Source organism: Amycolatopsis sp. GA6-003, from assembly GCF_046267895.1.
In the GTDB taxonomy this organism is placed as follows: domain Bacteria; phylum Actinomycetota; class Actinomycetes; order Mycobacteriales; family Pseudonocardiaceae; genus Amycolatopsis.
In genome coordinates, this window is sequence record NZ_CP176499.1 from 6862474 (window position 1) to 6882236 (window position 19763).

Genomic DNA, 19763 nt, shown 5'->3' on the forward strand with positions numbered 1-19763 from the left:
TCCCTTGTCCGGCAGGGGATTCGGGGCCTAGACCATGATCGCGGAGGGTCAACCCGGCTTCACTCTGGAGGGACAATCTGGCCCGATCGGGCAGCGAAAAGGGCCGGTCCCTCCGCGGTGGAGGAACCGGCCCTGGAGCGACTGTCAGTCAGCGCGGGCGAACGACAGCGTCTCGCCTTCCACGCCCCGCAGCCACAGGTCTTGCGCGGCCGCGGCCATCTCGGACAGGCCTTCCTCGATCGTCGCGAACACGTTGCCGGGGACCCAGCCCGCGTCGCCGTTGATCAGGAGGTTGTTGCGTCCGTAGAAAATCGCGAGATCCGTGGCACCCTGTTCGCTGTGCGCCTCGCTGCCCTCGTCGTAGCCGTACGCCGGATTGCCGATTTCCCATGCCTCGAATCCGAAGTAGACCACGTCGCCGGGAATCGGGGTGATGGTCGGGTTCTCGCGGCCCGGTTTGGGTTCGGCGAAGGGCGGCACGAGCGTGTAAACCTCGTTGCGCGCGTACTTCGCGTGGTAGGCCGAGCCGCTCTGCGGCAGCGCGTCCCAGACCGCTTTGCAGGTGCGCGGTGCTTCGTCGTCGAGCAGCCGGGCACGGCAGCTGACGCCGCGCTTGTCGAGGCTGATGGTGATGTAGCGCGCCATGCCTCAGCTCCCCGTGACCGACGTGACGACCTCGCCCCAGATGCGCAGGGCGTCGTCGACCTGTTCCGCGTTGACGACCAGCGGCGGCACCATGCGCACGACGTTCGAGTACGCGCCGCAGGTGAGCAGCAACAGTCCGCTCTTCGCCGCCGCCTGCTGCGCGGCCTGCGCGGTGGCCGTGTCCGGTTCACCGTCCGCAGTAGTGAACTCAGTGCCCACGAGAAGCCCGAGACCGCGTACGTCGCCGATGGCCGGCGTCTTGTCCGCGATGACGCGCGCGCCTTCGAGGAGCTGACGGCCGCGCTCCGCGGCGTTCTCGACCAAGCCTTCGTCCTTGATGACGTCGAGGGTCGCGATCGCCGCCGCGCACGACACCGCGTTGCCGCCGTACGTGCCGCCTTGCGAACCCGGGTACGCCTTCGTCATCAGCTCTTCCGAAGCGGCGATGCCGGACAGCGGGAAGCCGCTGGCGAGGCCCTTCGCGATCAGCACGACGTCCGGGCGGACGTCGAAGTGGTCGTGGCCCCAGAACTTGCCGGTGCGGCCGAACCCGGCCTGCACCTCGTCGAGCACCAGCAGGATCCCGTGCCGGTCGGCGCGCTCGCGCAGCCCGGCCATGAACTCGGTGTTGGCCGGGACGTAGCCGCCCTCGCCGAGCACCGGCTCGATGAAGAACGCGGCGGTCTCGCTCGGCGCGGAGACGGTCTGGAAGAGATAGTCCAGCTCGCGCAGGGCGAACTTCGTCGCCGTCTGCTCGTCCCAGCCGTAGTGGTAGGCGTACGGGAACGGCGCGACGTGCACGCCGGACATCAGCGGCGAGATGCCCGCGCTGAACCGCGTGCCGGAGGTGGTCATGGTCGCGGCGGCGACCGTGCGGCCGTGGAAACCGCCCTGGAACACGATCACGTTCGGCCGCTTCGTCGCCTGCCGGGCCAGCCGCAGCGCGGCCTCGACGGCCTCGCTGCCGGAGTTCGCGTAGAAGAGCGAATCGAGCCCGGACGGCAGCACGTCGCCGAGCTTGCGGGTCAGTTCGAGCAGCGGCTGGTGCATCACCGTCGTGTACTGGCCGTGCACGAGCTTGCCGATCTGCTCGCGCGCGGCCTCGACCACGCGGGGGTGGCAGTGCCCGGTGCTGGTCACCCCGATGCCCGCGGTGAAGTCGAGGTGACGTTTCCCGTCGACGTCGTAGAGGTAAACCCCTTCACCGTGGTCGACGACGACGGGCGTTGCCTGCTTGAGCAGCGGGGAAAGCTGGGCCATGCGGCGCCCTCCTGGGTGCGGGTGGAGACGGTTGTCGATTGTTGACAATATCCATAGCATGAGTTCGGGACAACAGGAACAGGAGCGAGCTGGATGAGCGGGATCACCGAGAACGGCGTCGTGGGCGCGGTCGGCAAGGAACTCTTCATCGGCGGCAAGTGGGTCTCCGCGCGCAGCGGCAAGACCTTCGACGTGCAGGACCCCTCCACCGGCGAGGTGCTGTGCCAGGTCGCGGACGCCGGGCCGGAGGACGGTCTCGCGGCGCTCGACGCGGCGGTCGCGGCGCAGTCCGGCTGGGCCGCGGTCGCGCCCCGGGAGCGCGGCGAGATCCTGCGCCGGGCCTACGACAAGCTCATCGAGCGCCGCGACGAGCTGGCGTTGCTGATGACCCTGGAAATGGGCAAGCCGCTGGCCGAGGCCGCCGGGGAAATCACGTACGCCGCCGAGTTTTTCCGCTGGTTCGCCGAGGAAGCGGTGCGGATCGACGGCGGCTACGCGGTGGCCCCGAACGGCAACGGCCGATTCCTCATCACGCGCCAGCCGGTGGGTCCGACGCTGCTGATCACGCCGTGGAACTTCCCGATGGCGATGGGCACGCGCAAGATCGGCCCGGCCGTCGCCGCGGGCTGCACGATGGTGATCAAGCCGGCCGCGCAGACGCCGCTGTCGATGCTCGCGCTCGCCCAGATCCTCGCCGACGCCGGGCTGCCCGAGGGCGTGCTGAACGTCGTGACCACCAAGGACGCGGGCGGCGTGATGGAGCCGCTGATCCGCGACGGACGCGCGCGCAAGCTGTCCTTCACCGGCTCGACCGGGGTCGGGCGCAAGCTGCTGGAGCAGTGCGCGGAGAAGGTGCTGCGCACGTCGATGGAGCTGGGCGGCAACGCGCCGTTCGTCGTGTTCGACGACGCGGACCTGGACGCCGCGGTCGAGGGCGCGATGCAGGCGAAGATGCGCAACATCGGCGAGGCGTGCACCGCGGCCAACCGGTTCTACGTGCAGCGCGGCGTGGCCGAGGAGTTCTCCCGCCGGCTCACTGAGCGGATGCAGGCGCTGCCGATGGGCCGGGGCACCGAGGAGGGCGTCGTGGTCGGCCCGCTCATCGACGAGGCCGCCGTCAAGAAGGTGACCGAGCTGGTCAAGGACGCCACGGACAAGGGCGCGCGGGTGCTCACCGGCGGCTCGCGGGTCGACGGCCCGGGGCACTTCTACCCGGCGACCGTGCTCACCGACGTGCCGGTGGACGCCCGGCTGGCCAGGGAGGAAATCTTCGGCCCGGTCGCGCCGATCACGCCGTTCGACACCGAGGACGAGGCGGTCGAGAAGGCCAACGACACCGAATTCGGCCTGGTGTCCTACCTGTTCACCAGCGACCTGAAGCGCGCGCTGCGGGTGTCGGAACGCTTGGAGGCCGGGATGATCGGCCTCAACCAGGGCATCGTGTCCAACCCGGCGGCCCCGTTCGGCGGCGTCAAGCAGTCCGGGCTCGGCCGCGAGGGCGGCACGGTCGGCATCGACGAGTTCCTGGAGACCAAGTACATCGCGGTGAGCCTGTGACACACCGGATTGCCAGCATCCCGGGCGACGGAATCGGGGTCGACGTCACGATCGAAGCGCGCCGGGTCCTCGACGCGGCCGCGGACAAATACGGTTTCTCCTTGGAGTGGACCGAATTCGACTGGAGCTGCGAGCGGTACACGAAGACCGGCGCGATGATGCCGGAAGACGGCGTCGAGCAGCTGTCGGGTTTCGACGGCATCCTGCTCGGCGCGGTCGGCTTCCCCGGCGTCGCGGACCACGTTTCCTTGTGGGGCCTGCTGATCCCGTTGCGGCGGGCGTTCCAGCAGTACGTCAACCTGCGGCCGGTCCGGCTGCTGCCGGGGACGTCCTCGGTACTGGCCGGGCGGAAGGCCGACGAGCTGGAAATGGTGATCGTCCGGGAGAATTCCGAGGGCGAGTACTCCGAAATCGGCGGACGGCACAACGCCGGGCGGCCGGACGAGTTCGTGCTGCAGGAATCGGTGTTCACGCGGGTCGGGGTGGAACGGATCATCCGGTACGCCTTCGAACTCGCGCGCACCCGCTCCCGGCACGTCACCTCGGCGACCAAATCCAACGGGCTGATCCACTCGATGCCGTACTGGGACGAGATTTTCGCCGAGGTCGCGGCCCAGTACCCGGACGTGCGCGCGGAACAGTGCCATGTGGACGCTCTGGCCGCGCGGATGGTGCAGGCCCCGGACCGGCTCGACGTGGTGGTGGCGTCGAACCTGTTCGGCGACATCCTGAGCGACCTCGCGGCCGCGATCACCGGCGGACTGGGCATGGCTCCGTCCGGAAACATCAACCCATCGGGTGAGTTTCCGTCGATGTTCGAGGCGGTCCACGGCAGTGCCCCGGACATCGCCGGACAGGGCATCGCGAACCCGGTCGCGCAGATCCTCGCCGCCGCGATGCTGCTCGACCACCTCGGGGAAACCGTTGCCGCACAAGCGATCCGCGCCTCGGTCGACGAGGTGCTGACCGCCGGCGAAACGCTCACCCCCGACCTCGGCGGCACCTCTACCACAACCGCGCTCGGCGCCGCGGTGGCCGCTTCGCTCCGCTGATTTTTCGTCGGTGCCGCGCGGTTGACTCTTCCCTGACCCGCCGACGGGTCCCCGAGGGGAGGAGGGCGAGATGTGCCAGAGGTGCGAGGAACCGGACAGACCGGAGGAGCAGTACCTGATCGAGGTGCTCGACGAGATCAGGGAGAACGGCTGGTGCGTCCAGGGCGTGCTGGGAACGGGTTCCCGGCCGCCCTGGGCGTACACCGCGGGCCTGACCGTGCAGGGCTTGCCCGAGCTGGTGGTCACCGGATTGCTGCCGCACCACGCGGTGCGGCTGCTCAACGCCGCGGCCGAACAGTCGCTGCGCACCGGGCCGCCGGTGCCCGGCGAACAGTGGTTGCTGCCCCGGTTGCCGAGGCTGGAAATCGTCCAGGTCAGCGTTCCCACGGCGCATCTGCATATCGCGGTGTGCTGTTACGGCGCGGGAATCGAAGCGAGACAGCTGGTGTACGCCGACTCCGCGGGCTGGTTCCCGTGGTCTCCGCGGTACAACTCCGGCCGCGGCGGACAGCCGGTGCTGGGGGTGCGGCATGGCTGAGTTTCCCTTGCCGCGCCAGGGTTTTCTTCGCGTGCCGCCGGTAGGATCGAAGCATGCCCGAACTGCTGGCCCCCACCGTCCGCCTGCACCGCGCCTGGCTGGAAGCACACCGCGAATGGGGTCCGGGCTTGCACGAGGACGGCTTCGGCCTTTCGGCGGCGGACCAGGTCGATTCGCCGGCCGGCTTCGCCGTCTGGGTCGGCTCCTTGACCGCAGACCATGCCGTCCACCGCTGGCTGGTCGAAGACGGACGGGTGCTCGGCGGAATCGCGTTGCGCACTGGACCGGCCGAGTACGTCAGCTGGGCTGGGCACCTCGGCTTCGGCCTCCGTCCGTCCGCGCGCGGCCGTGGTCTCGCTTCCTGGGCGCTGCGCGAAATGCTGCCCGAAGCGCGGCGGCTGGGCTTGTCTCGCGTGCTCTTGGTGTGCGAGGGGGAGAATCTGGCGTCCGCCAAGACGATCGAACGCGCTGGCGGGGTGCTGGAGGAAGTTCGCCAGACCGGCCATGGGCTGGTGCGGCGATACTGGATCACGGTGGGCCCGGCGGCAACCTGAGCTGTTCAGCCGGCGCTCTCCGTCGCCGCGATGGCCTCCCGAAGCGTGCGCCGCGCCTGCGCGATGTCCTCCGCCCGGCGGTCGAGTTCGCCCAGCACTCCCGGACAAGCGGCCGCTTCCTGGGCTTCCGCTCAGTCCGCCTGGACGTGTCCGCGGGCCAGCTCGTCGCCGGAATCGACCACGCCGCTCGGGTTTTCCCCGGAATCGGCGAACCGACCCCGCCTCCCGGCGCCGCCGCCCGGATCGAGCCAGTGCTGCGAGCGGCCACCGACCACAGTGGACTCCCGGTGGTCGTGCACGGCTCCGCCGCCGTACGGCGACCCAGTCTTGTCCCGCACGACGATCGAACGCGTGACCCAGCCCGGAGAAGTACGCGACCGGGTCCTGGGCGGCACGATGGCGGAGGTGGTGGGGCTATGACCTCCGCCCACGGCAGGCACCGGAGCGCGACCTCACTCCGCGGCCGCCGCCCGGTCCTTCAAGCTCCGGCCCGGAAGCAACCGGCTGATCGCGTCCTCCATGTGCGCGTCCAGCAGCTGCAGCGCGGTCTCCTCGTCGCCCGAGCGCAGGGCTTCGATGATCCGCGTGTGCTCCTCCACCCGGTCCTCCACGCCCTGATACGTGCTCTGCAGCAACGTCAGGCACATCCGCGTCTCGATCAGCAGCGTCCGGGCCATGCGCACCAGCCGCTTGCTGCCCGACGCGTTGATCAGCGCCTCGTGGAAGCGCAGATCAGCCTCGGACAGCGCGGCCGGATCGTCCGCGGCCGCCGCCATGTCGGCCACGTTCTGTTCCAGCGTGGTGGCCACCGCCTCGCGGTCGCCGCGGAAAGCGCACAGCAGGGCCGCCCGTTCGACCGCCGAGCGGGCGAGGTAGATGTCGAAGACGTCCGCCGGTTCGAGGTCGATCACGAACAGGCCCCGGTGGCGTTCGCTGCGCAGCAAACCCTCGGACACGAGATGCTGCATCGCCTCGCGCAGCGGGCCGCGCGAGACCTGGAAGCGGGCGGCCAGATCGGTTTCGCCGAGCTGGGTTCCCGGGGGCAGGGCTCCGGTCATGATCGCGTCGCGCAGCTGGCGCGCGATCACGGCGGCGGTCGATTCCCGGCTCACCGGTTCTATGTCAGGCAGTGCGACCACGGGTCAGCCCCTCGTCCGGAACAACGCGCCCAGCGAACGCACCAGCCGGGTCTCGCCGGTCAGCCGCAGGCCTTCCCACACGGTCACCTGGTTGGCGGTCAGCACGGGCTTGCCGAGCTTCGCCTCGATGTCGGTGATCTCGCCGAGCGTGCGCATCGCGGTGTCCGGCACCAGGACCGCGTCGGCGTCCGGGTGGTCGTGGCTGACCGCCAGATCGACCACGGCCTCGGGCGTGAGCTGGCCGACCTCGGCGGCGGTGTCGATGTCGGCGCTCGACATCGAGAGCACCTCGACGCCGCCCGCGGCGAGGAAGTCCACGAACAGCCGCGCGACGTCGTCGGGGTAGCTCGCGGCCACCGCGACTCGTTGCACGCCAAGGGCTTTCGCCGCGTGCACGAAGGCGAACGAGGTGCTCGAAGCCGGGACCCCAGCGGTCTTGGCGAGCTGGTCGGCCTGGTTGCGCGCGCCGTCCCAGCCGTACACGAAGCTGCCGGACGTGCAAGCCCACACCACCGCTTCCGGCTGGTGCTTGGCGAGCAGCCGGGCGCCTTCGGCGAGCCGGGCTTCGCTGCCGAGGTCGAGCAGTTCGGGCACGGCGTGCAAGTCGGTGCCGTAGATGTGCGCGACCGGCAGGCTGATGGCTCCGGCGGCGGAATCGGAGCCGCCGAGAAGCTGTTCCGCGAGCGGGTAGTCGTCCTCGGCCGCGTGGTCGGGGTAGATGAAGCCGATCGTGGTCACGAAACCTCCGGGATGCGCAGATTGTCGACAATATTAGCGGGAGCGGTCAAGACACCTCCCGGAGCCAGTGGCCGGGTCCCACGACGGGCAGCCGCATCCGGCGCAGGCAGGCCCACATGGTCAGCTGGTTGGCGGTCAGCACGGGTTTGCCGAGCGCCTTCTCCAGCGGTTCGATCAGGTCGAACGTGGGGAGGTTGGTGCAGCTGACGAAGATCGCCTCGGCTTCGCGGTGGTCCGCGGCCAGGATCCGCTCGGCGATGGTGCGGTAGCTGACCTTCCAGATGCCGCCGCCCAGTCCGAGATGGTCGCTGAACACGGTGGTCACGCCGACCTCGGCGAGGAAATCGTGGAGTTTGCCGGTGAGGTCGGCGTCGTACGGCGTGAGCACCGAGACCCGGCGCAGGTCGAGCTGGTGCAGCACCTCGACGAGGGCGCCGGAGGTGGTGACCGCGTCCGGCGCGCCCGCGTCGCAGATCGCCTTGGTGAGGGAGCGTTCGTAGTCGATGCCGTTCACGAAGCTGCCCGAGGTGCACAGGTACGCGACCACCTCGGGCTCCACGTGCAGCACGTCGCGCGTGGCCGTGGCGAGGTGCCTGCTGTCGCTCACCAGCTGGGCCATCTCCATGCTCACCGGGACCGGTTCGTAGGGGGTGCGGGCCAGGTGCAGCGACACCTCCATCGGCACCCAGCGCCACAGTTCGCGCTCGAGCGCGAGGTCGAACGGCGCGATCACGCCGATGCCGCGCTGGGCGAGCGGGCCCTCGAACGCGAGGAAGTCCAGATCCAAGGTTCAGCCTCCGGAATACGCTGTGCCGATGCCCGTCCGGTGCTCCGGGGGTGGTCCTCGGATTGTTGACAATCATACGAGCCACTTTTACCGTGTCAATCGTGAACGCCCCGGAAACTCCCGTCCTGGCCGTGCTCTGCGGGGCGGCCCAACCACCGGACATGGCCGCTATCGAAGAGGCGGCGGTAGTTCGTTACACCGACGAGCGCGGCCTTGCCGCTGCGCTGGCCGGAGCCGACGCGTTGTTCGTCTACGATTTCCTCTCCACCGCGGTCCCGGCGGCGTGGAAATCGGCGGACCGGCTGCAGTGGCTGCACATCGCGAGCGCCGGCGTCGATCCGGTGCTGTTCCCGGGGCTGCGCGAGAGCGACGTCGTGCTCACGAACTCGCGCGGCGTGTTCGACGACGCCATCGCCGAGTACGTGCTCGGCGTCGTGCTGGCGTTCGCCAAGGACTTCGCGCGGTCGCTCGACCTGCAGCGCGCCGGCACGTGGCAGCACCGCGAGACCGAGCGGATCGCCGGGCGGGAGGTGCTGGTGGTCGGCACCGGGCCGATCGGAAGGGCCATCGCGCGGATGCTGCGCGCGGCCGGGATGCGGGTGTCCGGGGCGGGCCGCCGCGCCCGGGCCGGGGATCCGGATTTCGGCGTCGTGCGCGAATCCGCCGAGCTGACGCGGTATCTGCCCGAGTTCGACTACGTCGTCGCGGTCGCGCCGCTCACCGACCAGACCAAGGGCATGTTCGACGCCGCCGCGTTCGCCGCGATGAAACCGTCCGCGCGGTTCGTCAACGTGGGCCGCGGCGAGCTGGTGGTCACCTCCGACCTGATCGCCGCGCTGCGGGCCGGGGAGATCGCCGGCGCCGCGCTCGACGTCTTCGAAACCGAGCCGCTGCCCGCCGAAAGTCCACTGTGGACCATGCCGGACGTCCTGCTGTCCCCGCACATGTCGGGCGACTTCCTCGGCTGGCGGCGGACGCTGGTCGAGGTGTTCGAGGGGAACTTCCGGCGCTGGCTCGCCGGCGAACCGCTGTGGAACGTCGTGGACAAACGGCTCGGCTACGTGCCGTCCGAATCGCAGGGAGGCGCCGGATGGGCGACCGGGAACTGACCGCCAGCGAACTCGTCGCCGCCTACGCCACCGGCGAACTTTCGCCGGTCGAGGCGACGAAGGCGGCCCTGCAGAACATCGAGGACCGCGACGGCGAGGTCAACGCCTACTGCCTCGTCGACGCCGAGCGGGCGCTCGACCAGGCGAAAGCGGCCGAGGCCCGGTGGCGCGACGGGAATCCGATCGGCGCGCTCGACGGCGTGCCGGCGTCGATCAAGGACATCTTCCTCACCCAGGGCTGGCCGACGCTGCGCGGTTCCACGAGCATCCCGGTCGACCAGCCGTGGGACGTCGACAGCCCGGTGATGGCGCGGATGCGCGAGGCGGGCTTGGTCGTGCTCGGCAAGACGACCACGCCGGAGATCGCGTGGAAGGGCGTCACCGACAGCGCGCTCGCGGGCATCACGCGCAATCCGGTGAACCCGCGGATGACGGCGGGCGGGTCCAGCGGCGGCAGCGCGGCCGCGGTCGCGGCGGGGATGGGGGAGCTGTCCGTCGGCACCGACGGCGGCGGCTCGATCCGGATCCCCGCGTCGTTCTGCGGAATCGTCGGCATGAAGCCGACGCATGGCCGGGTCCCGCTGTTCCCGGCGAGCCCGTTCGGCCCGCTCGCGCACGCCGGGCCGATGGCGCGCAGCGTGGACGACACGGCGTTGCTGCTGGACGTCCTCGCGCTGCCGGACCACCGCGACCCGACCGGCCTCGCACCGCCGGTCAGCGCGTACCGCGAGGCAGTGCGGCGCGACGTGCGCGGGCTGATCGCCGCGTACTCGCCGGCGCTCGGTTTCGTCGACGTGGACCCGGAAGTCGCGGCGATCGTCCAGTCGGCGGTGCAGTCGCTGGCCGACGCCGGGCTGCAGGTGGAGCAGGCCGACCCCGGATTCGCCGACCCGAAGGACGCGTTCGACGTGCTGTGGTCGGCGGGCGCGGCGAAATCGCTCGACGCGTTCCCGCCGGGCAGCGAACCGCGGGTCGACCCGGGCCTGCGGCGCGTGTGGGAACGCGGCCACACCTACTCCGCGAGCGATTACCTCGACGCCACCGCGGAGCGCGCCGCGCTCGGCATCCGGATGGGCGAGTTCCACACCCGCTACGACGTGCTGCTGACGCCGACCGTCCCGATCCCGCCGTTCGAGGCGGGCCACGACGTGCCGCCGGGCAGCGGGATGACCGAATGGCCGGAGTGGACGCCGTTCACCTACCCGTTCAACATGACGCAGCAGCCGGCGATCAGCGTCCCGGCCGGGCGCACCGAAGCGGGCCTTCCGGTGGGCCTGCAGATCGTCGGCCCTCGGCATTCGGACGATCTGGTGCTGGCGGTCGCGAAGCTGCTGGAGGAGGTCCGGCCCTGGGCCGCGCCGTGAGGTACGGCCCGCGGAGCTTCCACGTCGACCCGGCGGAGGCGAAGGTGAAGCCCGACCGCGGCCTCGTGCGCACTCGGATGGAGCCGTTCAACGGCGACGACGAGCTGGTGTTCAGCGCGAGCGCGGTCAGCTTCCGGTCGGTACGGCCGGAGCCGCCGGCCGGTTCGTGAGTTTCCGGACCTCGCGGCCGCACAGCGCGAGCCCGGTCGCGACCAGGCTCAGCATTCCGCACGTGACCAGCACCGGCTCGCGGCCGAAGTGCTGCACGAGGGGACCCGCCGCGATCTGCCCGAGCGGCATCGCGGCGATCGACCCCAGGATGTCGTAGGAGTACACGCGCGCGAGCCGGTCGGGCGGGATGTGTTCCTGCAGCGAAACGTCCCACGCGACGCTGAACTGCTCCATCGCCAGCCCGGCCGCCAGCATCGCGATCAGCACCGGGACGAACGACGGCCACCAGCCGAGCGTCAGCACCGGCAGCGCGTCCAACGCCACCAGGGCCACCCCGAGGAACAGGGCGTGCCGCGGTTGCCAATGCGCCGCGACGATCCCGCCCAGCAGCGCGCCCGCGGTCTGCGTCGCCAGCGCCAGGCCCCAGCCGGACCGGCCGAAGGTCTCGTCCGCGACGACCGGCCCGATGACCGAGAGCGCGCCGAATCCGGCGGCGTTGACGACCGCGAACTGCGCCACCACTGCCCACACCCAGGTGCGGGACCGGAATTCGTGCCATCCGGCGACCAGATCGGCGATCGGCCTGCTGCCCGGCGTTCGTTCGCCGCTCGGCAGCCGGACCGCGTGATAGGCGAGCGCGGCGGCGAAGAACAGCAGCGAGTTCACCGCCAGCGCCCAGCCGGATCCGGCCGCCGCCACCACGACCCCGGCGACTCCCGCCCCGGCGATGCGGACGCCGTTGATCAGCAGCCCCAGCAACGCGTTCGACGGAGCCAGCAGCTCCCTCGGCACGGTCTGCGGGGTGATCGCGCCCGCGGCGGGCATCGACATCGCCGAGACCGCCCCGTTGACCACGCTCAGCGAGACGAGGAACGGAAGCGTGGAGAATCCACAAAGGACACTCACGGCGATCAGCGCCTGGCTGAGCCCGGCCGCGGTCTCGGTGCCCTGCAGGATCACCGCGCGCGGCAGCCGGTCCGCGAGCACCCCGCCGAAAAGCAGCAGGAGCACGTTCGCCAGCGACCGGGCCCCGACGACCAGCCCGAGATCGACCGCCGACCCGGTGCGGTCGAGCACCGCGAACGCGAGGGCGACCGGAGCGACCGAATTGCCGAAGGCGCCGAGCGTCCGGCCGGCGGCGAGGGCGCGGAAACTGCGGTGCCGCAACGGCTCCAGGAAGCGCACCGGCTGAGTTTCCCGCGACTGTCAACCGAATAATCAGCACGTGGGAGCATTCGCGCCGGGCAGACGGCGATGCTGTGCTCGGTTCATGCGGACGACCACCCTTGGCCGCAGCGGCCTCGAAGTGTCCCGGATCGCCTTCGGCACCGGCGGGTTCGGCGGGCAGTGGGGCAGTTTCGACGAGGACACGGCGATCGCGGCGATCCGGCGCGCGCACGAACTGGGCATCACCCTTTTCGACACCGCACGTGCTTACGGCACCGCCGAATCTCTCCTGGGCAAAGCGTTGCGCAGCGAGCTGGACCACCGCCGCGACAGCGTCGTCATCGCGACGAAGGGCGGGACTCATCCTGGTTCCGCACGCATCCGCGATTCCCGCCGAGCGTGGCTCGCCCAAGGGGTGGACGAGAGCCTGCGCGCGCTCGGCGTCGACCATCTCGACCTGTACCAGATCCATTGGCCCGATCCGCGGACGCCGGCGGCCGAGGTCGCCGGAACGCTACAAGAGTTCGTGGACGCGGGCAAGGTGCGCCACGTCGGGGTCTCGAACTACGACTCCGCGCAGCTCAGCGCAGTGCACGAGACGGTGGAAACCGTGCAGGTGCCGTATCACCTCTTCCGCCGCGGCGCGGAAACCGACCCGCTCCCGTACGCCCGTGCGCACGACCTCGGCGTGCTTGCCTACAGCGCGCTCGGCAGCGGTCTGCTCACCGGCTCGTTGACCGCGTCGACGGTCTTCGATGCCTCGGACTGGCGGTCGCGTTCGTCCGCTTTCCGCGGAGAATCCTTGCGGCACAACCTGAAGATCGTCGACCAGCTCTCCGCTTTCGCCAACGAACGAGGCGCGACAGTGAGCCAGTTGGCCATCGCGTGGACGCTGGCGAAGGTCGACGTCGCCATCGTGGGCGCCCGCCGCCCCGCCAGCATCGAAAAGAGCGCGACCGACTTCCAGCTCTCCCCGGCCGACCTCGCCGAGATCAACCGGATCGTCGCGGACGCCGTGCCGGTCGGCGGAGCCAGCCCGGAGGGCATCGACTGACCTAGACCCGGGTCGCGAATTCCAGCTCGGCCAGCGCCGTGTCGAGGTGCGTCAGGATCCGCTGCAGGTGCGGGACACTGCGCCGGCATCCGGTGACGCCGAAGTCGAGATTGTCTCCGTTGCTGGTCAGCGTGATGTTCAGGGCCTGCCCGTCGAGCAGCACCGACGCCGGGTAGATGCCGTCGAGCGCCGCGCCGTTCCAGTACATCTGCTTGCGCGGGCCGGGCACGTTCGAAATCACCAGGTTGAACGGCGGCCGGGTGTTGCCGACGAAACCGGGGATCGGCGACGCGCCCAGCTGGGCCACGTTGAGCCCGGACAGCAGCAGCGTCTGCAGCGGCGACAGCTGCGAGAACAGCTTCTTTCCGTTCGACATCGACTCGGAGATCGCGGCCAGCCGCTGTGCCGGGTCGGTCAGGTCGGTGGCCAGGTTGCACAGCAGCGCGCCGATGTTGTTGCCGGTGGCGTCGCCGGAGTCGCGGCGGCGCAGCGACACCGGGACCATCGCGACCAGCGGCGCGTCCGGCAGCGCGCTCTGTTCGATCAGGTAGTCGCGCAGCGCGCCGGAGCACATCGCGAGCACGACGTCGTTGCGGGACACGCCGGCGGCGGTCGCGACCTCGCGCACCCGCTCGAGCGGCCAGGACTGCGCGGCGAACCGGCGCGCGCCGCCGATCGGCACGTTCAGCATCGTCTTCGGCGCCTGCATCGGCAGCGTGAGCCGGTGCTCGCGGAACGCCTCGCGCGCCACCTTCGCCGCGGCCGGCGCGATCCCCGCGACCTGCTCGAACGTCTTGCCCACCAGGGCGAACGGCGACTTGGCCGCGCGGCCGTCGTGGTTCGCGGCGGGCTTGTCGCGCGAACCCCACGGAGGCGGGCAGTCCAGGTCAGCCGGGTCGTCGGACAGCGTGCCTTGCAGATGGCGCAACGCCGAAACGCCGTCCATCAGCGCGTGGTGGATCTTCGAGTACACCGCGAACCGGCCGTCGCGCAGTCCTTCGACGAGGTGCGTTTCCCACAGCGGCCGGTGCCGGTCGAGCAGTGTGCTGTGCCAGCGCGAGGTGAGTTCGAGCAGTTCACGGATGCGGCCTGGCTGCGGCAGCGCGGAATGCCGGAAGTGGTAGTCGAGTTCCAGGTCGGTGTCCCGCGACCAGCGCACGTGCCCGACGGTGTTCACCGGACGGCTCGGCCGCATCCGGAACACGCTGCGCATGTTGTCCGATTCCAGCAGCGAGCGGCGCAGATCGCGCAGATAGTCCTCGCCGGCGCCCTCGGGTTTGCGGAACAGCTGAAGCCCGCCGACGTGCATCGGGTGCTCGCGGGTCTCGACCATCAGGAACATCGAGTCGGTCACCGGCATCAACGGCATTGCGCCACCCCTTCCCGCCGCGCCGGGGGACCTCGGCGTCCCCGGCACCCGGAGTGTACGCACGAAAAAGGCGGTGCTTCAGATCTCGCGGCCGGCCGGGGGACAACCGGGCCGCGCGGCGGTGACAAACCCTGTCCGGTGACGTGTCTGCAGCTGCTTACGGGAGGCGGATACCATCGCTGGCGTGGCAGGACGGACTGGAGCTCAGCAGCTGGGGGACGCGCTCACGGCTCTCGGGACCGAGGTGGTGTTCGGCCTGCCGGGGGTCCACAACCTGCCGCTGTGGGAGGCGTTGGCGGACACCGGGATCCGGCTCGTCAACGTCCGGCACGAACAGACCGCGGGCTATGCGGCCGACGGTTATGCGCGCAGGACGGGAAAACTCGGCGTCGCGCTCGTGACCACCGGCCCCGGCGCGGCGAACACGCTCGGCGCGGTCGGCGAAGCGATGGCGTCCGCGGCTCCGGTGCTCGTGATCGCCACGGACATTCCGTCGACGCTGCGCCGTCCGGGTGTCGTGCGCGGCGTATTGCACGAAACCTCCGACCAGCAGGCGATGTTCGCGCCGGTGACCAAGGCCGGGTTCACGGTGCACCGCGCGGACCAGATCGCCGCGACGCTGCACCGGGCCGCCCGGCTCGCCCTGATGCCGCAAAGCGGTCCGGTGTATTTGGGCATTCCGACCGATTTCCTCCGCGAGACCACGCCGCCGCGCGAACCGCCCGCCCCGCCCGCCGAACGCGTGCTCGACCTGCCGGACCTGCCGCGCGCGGCGGAGCTGCTGGCGTCCGCGCGCCGTCCGCTGATCTGGGCGGGCGGCGGTGCGCTGCGGTCGGAAGCCGGGGAAGCGATCGGGCAGCTCGCGCAGCGGCTGGCCGCGCCGGTGCTGACCACGTTCGGCGCGCGCGGCCTGCTTCCGCTCGATCATCCTTGCCTGGCCCCGAATCCGGTGCACGCGCCGGAGGTCGGGCAGCTGTGGGACGAGGCCGACGTGGTGCTCGCGATCGGCACCGATTTCGACGGCCTGATGACGCAGAACTGGCAGATGCCCGCGCCGCCGAAGCTGATCGCGATCAACGTCGACGCGGGCGACGCGGCGAAGAACTACCGGCCGGACGTCACCCTGGTCGGCGACGCCCGCCGCGTCGTCGAATCCCTGCACCCGGAAACGCGGCCCGGCCTGGACGAGCTGACCGCGCGGCTGGCCGGGATCGGCCGCCGGGTGCGCAGGCGCATCCGGGACGAGGAGCCGCAGGCCGCCGACTTTCTGTCCACTTTGGAGGAAGTGCTCCCGGCGGACGGGACGATCGTCGCCGACATGTGCGTCGCCGGATACTGGATCGGCGGCTTCCACCGGGTCCGCGCGCCGCGGCGGCTGGCGTACCCGATGGGCTGGGGCACGCTCGGCTACGGCTTCCCGGCGTCGCTCGGCGCGGGCGTGGCAGCCGAGGCGGCAGGCGGCGGGCGCGTCCTGTGCGTCACCGGCGACGGCGGTTTCCTTTACGCGGTAGGGGATTTGGCGACGCTGGCCGAGGAACAGCTGCCGGTGACGGTCGTCGTGGTGGACGACGGCGGCTACGGCATGCTGCGCTACGACCAGGACCAGGAAGGCCTGCCGCGCCGCGGAGTCGACTGGGACAGCCCGGATTTCGTCGGACTGGCCCGCTCGTTCGGCGTGCACGCGGACCGGGTGTCCGGCTTCGGCCGCGCGTTTCGCCGGCTGCTGAGCGAATTCGTCGAATCGGACGAGCCGAACGTGCTGGTGGTGCGCGCGAAGCTCAAGCCGCCGCTGAACACTTCGCCGCGGTGGTACCGCAAACCGCGCGGCTGAGCCGAACCCTCCCGGACGCTGGCTGATTCCCCTCGCGGCCGTCTGCACCACACCTTTCTACGTTGGTGCCGCCCCGGCCTTGCTCATGTCAGGTTCCTGACATACAGTGGTTGATGTCAGGAACCTGACACCGAGCAAAGGAGCAGCACCATGCCCGCCGTCGGCCCCGATTTCCTCTCGCTCCAGGCACGCGACCTGGACGCGTCACAGGCGTTCTACGAGCGCTACCTCGGCCTCGTCCGCTCGCCCGCCGGACCTCCGCACGCCGTCGTCTTCGAAACGAAGCCGATCGCCTTCGCCCTCCGCGAGGTCGTTCCCGGCACCGATCTCGCCTCCGTCGCCCAGCCGGGCCTCGGCGCTGCGATCTGGCTGCTCGCCACCGACGTCCAGGCAATTCACGACGCGCTCGCCGCCGACGGGCACCGCATCGTCTCCGCGCCCATCGACGGCCCCTTCGGCCGCACGTTCACCTTCGCCGACCCCGACGGCTACCACATCACCCTCCACGACCGTGGCTGAGGCGAGCACCCTGGTTTTCGGACCGCTCGGCCGGCAGGTCTCGCCCGCGCTGGGCGCGCGGGGCCGGAACCCGGAAACGATCACCGCGGCGGGCCGGAACCCAGCGCGTCTCGCGGAACTCGCTTCCGCCGGATTCCGGACCGCGTCCGTGGACCTGTCGGATTCCGCTCTCTCCCGGCTCACCGGCAGGCCGACGCCCGGCCTGCTCGAAGGGTTGACGGCACCGTGAACAGTCAGCGGTTCTGGATCAACACCGTCACTCTGGACCACGTGGAAGCCGCCGCCGAGGGTGGCTTCACCCAAGCGGAGCACGGTGCGGGCAAACGTCTTCGGCAGCCGCGTCCGGGCGATGAGATGATTTTCTACTCGCCGCGCACCAGTTTGTCGGGCGGTAAACCGGTCCGGCAGTTTACCGCGTGGGCCACCATCACCGGCGAAAAGCCTTACCAGGCCTACGTTACCGACGATTTCCGGCCATGGCGGCTCGCGGCTTCCTTTCATGACTGCGCACGGGTGGACGCCAAACCGCTCGTCGGCCAGTTGTCGTTCATCGCCGATCCCGCGCATTGGGGTCTGCCGTTCCGCCGCGGCTTGTTTCCCATTCCTCAGCGGGATTTCGCGACGATCCTCGCGCGGATGACCGGGTGAAGGTCAGCTGCGATGCGAATCCGCTTCCCAGCTGAGGAACGCGTCCAGCGTCGCTGACCGGTGCACCCGCGCGCAGTGCTCGATCCATTCGGCACCGGAACCGGCGCGGATCAGGTCCAGCAGCTGGTCGTGTTCGGCGACCGACGCGAGCGCTCGGGCGGGCACGAACGAGAACGTCGAATCGCGGATCGCGGCCAGTTGCGCCCAGCCCTTCTTGACTAGGTCGACCAGGGTGGGGTTGGGGCAGCGGGTGTAGAGCACCTCGTGGAACTCGTGGTTGAGCCGGGTGAACTCGACCGGTTCGAGCTGGTCGAGACCGGCGCGCATGCGGTTGTTGAGCTCGGCCGCCTCGGCGAGGTCGTCGGCCGTCAGATGCGGCGCGGCGAGCGCGGTCGCCGCGCTTTCCACGATCGCGAGCATCTGCATCGTGTGCTCGTAGCCGACCGGGTCGATCGCCGCGACGGTCGCGCCGACGTTGCGCTCGAAGTGCACCAGCCCCTCGGCCTGCAGCAGCCGGACGGCTTCCCGCACCGGGACCGTGCTCACGTCGAATTCCTTCGCCAGCGAGCCGAGGACCAGCCGGTGCCCGGCCGGGTACTCGCCCGCGGTGATCCGGGATTTCAGCACCTGATAGGTGTGCTGGCTCTTGCTGAGCCCGGCCTGCTCGTGCGTTGTGGACATCCCTGTCGCCTCCCCTTCGCAACCCGCCGGGGCGGGGTGTCCAGGCCACGGTAACCGGTCCGTTCGTTGCGCTAAATAATATACTATCCAGCGGACGCGTCCGCTGCGTGGAAATCGCACGTACGCTGTCAGTTCCGACCACTGTAGACAAACGGCCTGGTCAGTTACCGCATTGAGGCTTGTCGGGATGGCGACTGATTATATACGATCTGCCACGGCCTGAAGCACTGTCAGCAGGGGAGGCGCGATGCCGCGCACGACCGGGATCAGCAGAGAACACCGCCGCGTCGTGCTGGCGGCGATGGTCGGCACGACTATCGAATGGTTCGACTTCTTCATCTACGCGATCTGCGCCGGACTGGTCTTCGCGACGCAGTATTTCGCGGTGCTCGGCAAGGACGCGCTGATCGTGTCGTTCGCGACGGTCGGCATCAGCTTCTTCTTCCGCCCGGTCGGCGCGGTGATCGCCGGGCATCTCGGCGACCGGCTCGGCAGGCGCGCGATGCTGATCCTCACCCTGCTGCTGATGGGGATTTCGACGGTGCTGATCGGCCTGGTGCCGAACACCGCGTCGATCGGCGTGTGGGCCCCGATCATCCTGGTGCTGCTGCGCATCGTGCAGGGGCTTTCCGCGGGCGGCGAATGGGGCGGCGCGGCACTGCTCGCGGTCGAGCACGCGCCCGCCCAGCGGCGCGGGCTGTACGGCGCGTTCCCGCAGATCGGCGTCCCGATCGGGCTGCTGCTGGCCAACGGCGTCCTCGCGCTGGTCACCGCGCTCACCTCCCCGGAGCAGTTCCTGGCCTGGGGCTGGCGGATCCCGTTCCTGCTCAGCGTGGTGCTGATCGTGGCCGGACTGATGATCCGGTCGCGGGTCGCGGAAAGCCCGGTGTTCGAGGAGGTCCGCGAGAAGAAGGCCCGATCGAGCATGCCGCTGGTGCAGTTGTTCCGGCACCACTGGAAGCTCGTCATCGCGGGCGCGCTGCTGTTCGCGGCCAACAACGCCGTCGGCTACATGACCACCGGCGGATACGTGCAGTCGTACGCGACCAAATCGCTGCACCTGGACCGTTCGACGGTGCTGATCGCGGTGATGATCTCCGCCGTCGCCTGGCTGCTGAGCACGCTCGTCGGCGGCTGGCTCGCCGACCGGATCGGGCGCGTGCGCACCTACCAGGTCGGGTTCGTGCTGCAGCTGGTCTGGATGTTCCCGTTCTTCGCCCTGGTCAACACGGGAAGCGTCGGGCTGCTTGTGCTCTCGCTGGTGTTGTTCTCGGTCGGGCTCGGGTTCACCTACGGCCCGCAGTCGGCGCTGTACGCGGAGATGTACCCGACGACGGTCCGCTACAGCGGCGCGGCGATCTCGTACGCGATCGGTGCGGTGCTCGGCGGGGCGTTCGCGCCGACCATCGCCGAAACTCTGCAGACCAACACCGGCACCGTCTACGCGGTCGGCGGCTACCTCGCCGTGATGACCGTGATCGGCCTGGTCACCAGCTTCTTCGTCAAGGACCGGAAGGGCGCGTCGCTCAGTTCCGCGCCCGCGAACGCACCGGCAACCACCGTCGAAAACGTCTGAGCGG

The 19763-nt window shown here is 70.1% G+C and carries 21 protein-coding genes; 12 read left to right on the forward strand and 9 right to left on the reverse strand.

Annotated elements, in window-relative coordinates; translation table 11 throughout:
• Positions 1 to 144: 144 nt before the first annotated feature.
• The gene (locus tag F9C12_RS31105; protein ID WP_409462726.1) at positions 145 to 645 is read right to left on the reverse strand and encodes a DUF3830 family protein; all 501 of its coding nucleotides are present in this window, start codon (positions 643 to 645) and stop codon (positions 145 to 147) included.
• Positions 646 to 648: 3 nt separating this feature from the next.
• Positions 649 to 1905, reverse strand: coding sequence for an aspartate aminotransferase family protein (locus F9C12_RS31110; protein ID WP_409462727.1), 1257 nt, complete (start codon positions 1903 to 1905; stop codon positions 649 to 651).
• Between the two features lie 93 nt (positions 1906 to 1998).
• On the opposite strand from F9C12_RS31110, the gene F9C12_RS31115 reads away from it, so the two are divergent.
• The 4 genes from F9C12_RS31115 (at position 1999) to F9C12_RS31130 (ending at position 5606) form a co-directional block, all read left to right on the forward strand.
• Positions 1999 to 3462 carry an NAD-dependent succinate-semialdehyde dehydrogenase gene (locus tag F9C12_RS31115; RefSeq protein WP_409185311.1) on the forward strand — a complete coding sequence of 488 codons (1464 nt, stop codon included), beginning with the start codon at positions 1999 to 2001 and terminating at the stop codon, positions 3460 to 3462.
• The gene (locus F9C12_RS31120; RefSeq protein ID WP_409462728.1) at positions 3459 to 4514 is read left to right on the forward strand and encodes a tartrate dehydrogenase; all 1056 of its coding nucleotides are present in this window, start codon (positions 3459 to 3461) and stop codon (positions 4512 to 4514) included. The genes F9C12_RS31115 and F9C12_RS31120 overlap by 4 nt, the downstream gene beginning before the upstream one ends.
• A 70-nt stretch (positions 4515 to 4584) precedes the next feature.
• Positions 4585 to 5052 carry a DUF4262 domain-containing protein gene (locus tag F9C12_RS31125; protein WP_409462729.1) on the forward strand — a complete coding sequence of 156 codons (468 nt, stop codon included), beginning with the start codon at positions 4585 to 4587 and terminating at the stop codon, positions 5050 to 5052.
• Positions 5053 to 5105: 53 nt separating this feature from the next.
• Positions 5106 to 5606, forward strand: a complete 501-nt coding sequence (locus F9C12_RS31130) for a GNAT family N-acetyltransferase (protein ID WP_409462730.1) — start codon at positions 5106 to 5108, stop codon at positions 5604 to 5606.
• Positions 5607 to 5737: 131 nt separating this feature from the next.
• Here the strand turns inward: F9C12_RS31130 and F9C12_RS31135 are convergent, their stop codons facing one another.
• Genes F9C12_RS31135 through F9C12_RS31150 form a run of 4 tightly spaced genes read right to left on the reverse strand, consistent with a single transcriptional unit; the run spans position 5738 to position 8270 of the window.
• Entirely contained in the window at positions 5738 to 6001 is a 264-nt protein-coding gene (locus F9C12_RS31135; RefSeq protein ID WP_409462731.1) for a hypothetical protein, read from the reverse strand.
• A gap of 57 nt (positions 6002 to 6058) precedes the next feature.
• Positions 6059 to 6745, reverse strand: a complete 687-nt coding sequence (locus F9C12_RS31140) for a GntR family transcriptional regulator (protein WP_409185316.1) — start codon at positions 6743 to 6745, stop codon at positions 6059 to 6061.
• 3 nt (positions 6746 to 6748) lie between these two features.
• Complete coding sequence (locus F9C12_RS31145; RefSeq protein WP_409462732.1) at positions 6749 to 7483, reverse strand: maleate cis-trans isomerase; 735 nt, start codon at positions 7481 to 7483, stop codon at positions 6749 to 6751.
• Between the two features lie 46 nt (positions 7484 to 7529).
• On the reverse strand, positions 7530 to 8270 hold the full coding sequence (locus tag F9C12_RS31150) for an Asp/Glu/hydantoin racemase (RefSeq protein ID WP_409462733.1): 741 nt from the start codon (positions 8268 to 8270) through the stop codon (positions 7530 to 7532).
• 161 nt (positions 8271 to 8431) lie between these two features.
• Here F9C12_RS31150 and F9C12_RS31155 point away from each other — a divergent pair, with 161 nt between their 5' ends.
• Together F9C12_RS31155 and F9C12_RS31160 are read left to right on the forward strand one after the other, a co-directional pair.
• Positions 8432 to 9379 (forward strand): D-2-hydroxyacid dehydrogenase, encoded by a 948-nt coding sequence (locus tag F9C12_RS31155; RefSeq protein ID WP_409186906.1) that lies wholly within the window; start codon positions 8432 to 8434, stop codon positions 9377 to 9379.
• Positions 9361 to 10743, forward strand: a complete 1383-nt coding sequence (locus tag F9C12_RS31160) for an amidase (protein ID WP_409462734.1) — start codon at positions 9361 to 9363, stop codon at positions 10741 to 10743. Before F9C12_RS31155 ends, F9C12_RS31160 begins: the two co-directional genes overlap by 19 nt.
• A 126-nt stretch (positions 10744 to 10869) precedes the next feature.
• Here the strand turns inward: F9C12_RS31160 and F9C12_RS31165 are convergent, their stop codons facing one another.
• Complete coding sequence (locus F9C12_RS31165; protein ID WP_409462735.1) at positions 10870 to 12099, reverse strand: MFS transporter; 1230 nt, start codon at positions 12097 to 12099, stop codon at positions 10870 to 10872.
• 85 nt (positions 12100 to 12184) lie between these two features.
• Here F9C12_RS31165 and F9C12_RS31170 point away from each other — a divergent pair, with 85 nt between their 5' ends.
• Entirely contained in the window at positions 12185 to 13135 is a 951-nt protein-coding gene (locus F9C12_RS31170) for an aldo/keto reductase (RefSeq protein ID WP_409462736.1), read from the forward strand.
• Between the two features lies 1 nt (position 13136).
• On the opposite strand, the gene F9C12_RS31175 is transcribed toward F9C12_RS31170, so the two are convergent.
• Positions 13137 to 14504: a WS/DGAT/MGAT family O-acyltransferase gene (locus tag F9C12_RS31175; RefSeq protein WP_409462737.1), complete on the reverse strand. Its 1368-nt coding sequence runs from the start codon at positions 14502 to 14504 to the stop codon at positions 13137 to 13139.
• Positions 14505 to 14688: 184 nt separating this feature from the next.
• Here F9C12_RS31175 and F9C12_RS31180 point away from each other — a divergent pair, with 184 nt between their 5' ends.
• From F9C12_RS31180 to F9C12_RS31195, 4 genes are all read left to right on the forward strand, one after another.
• On the forward strand, positions 14689 to 16335 hold the full coding sequence (locus F9C12_RS31180; RefSeq protein ID WP_409462738.1) for a thiamine pyrophosphate-binding protein: 1647 nt from the start codon (positions 14689 to 14691) through the stop codon (positions 16333 to 16335).
• Between the two features lie 150 nt (positions 16336 to 16485).
• Complete coding sequence (locus F9C12_RS31185; RefSeq protein WP_409462739.1) at positions 16486 to 16854, forward strand: VOC family protein; 369 nt, start codon at positions 16486 to 16488, stop codon at positions 16852 to 16854.
• Positions 16847 to 17083 carry a hypothetical protein gene (locus F9C12_RS31190; protein ID WP_409462740.1) on the forward strand — a complete coding sequence of 79 codons (237 nt, stop codon included), beginning with the start codon at positions 16847 to 16849 and terminating at the stop codon, positions 17081 to 17083. Before F9C12_RS31185 ends, F9C12_RS31190 begins: the two co-directional genes overlap by 8 nt.
• Positions 17080 to 17502 (forward strand): EVE domain-containing protein, encoded by a 423-nt coding sequence (locus F9C12_RS31195; protein ID WP_409185326.1) that lies wholly within the window; start codon positions 17080 to 17082, stop codon positions 17500 to 17502. The genes F9C12_RS31190 and F9C12_RS31195 overlap by 4 nt, the downstream gene beginning before the upstream one ends.
• A gap of 3 nt (positions 17503 to 17505) precedes the next feature.
• On the opposite strand, the gene F9C12_RS31200 is transcribed toward F9C12_RS31195, so the two are convergent.
• Positions 17506 to 18183, reverse strand: coding sequence for a GntR family transcriptional regulator (locus F9C12_RS31200; RefSeq protein WP_409462741.1), 678 nt, complete (start codon positions 18181 to 18183; stop codon positions 17506 to 17508).
• 247 nt (positions 18184 to 18430) lie between these two features.
• On the opposite strand from F9C12_RS31200, the gene F9C12_RS31205 reads away from it, so the two are divergent.
• Complete coding sequence (locus tag F9C12_RS31205) at positions 18431 to 19759, forward strand: MFS transporter (RefSeq protein ID WP_409462742.1); 1329 nt, start codon at positions 18431 to 18433, stop codon at positions 19757 to 19759.
• The last annotated feature ends 4 nt before the right edge of the window (positions 19760 to 19763 follow it).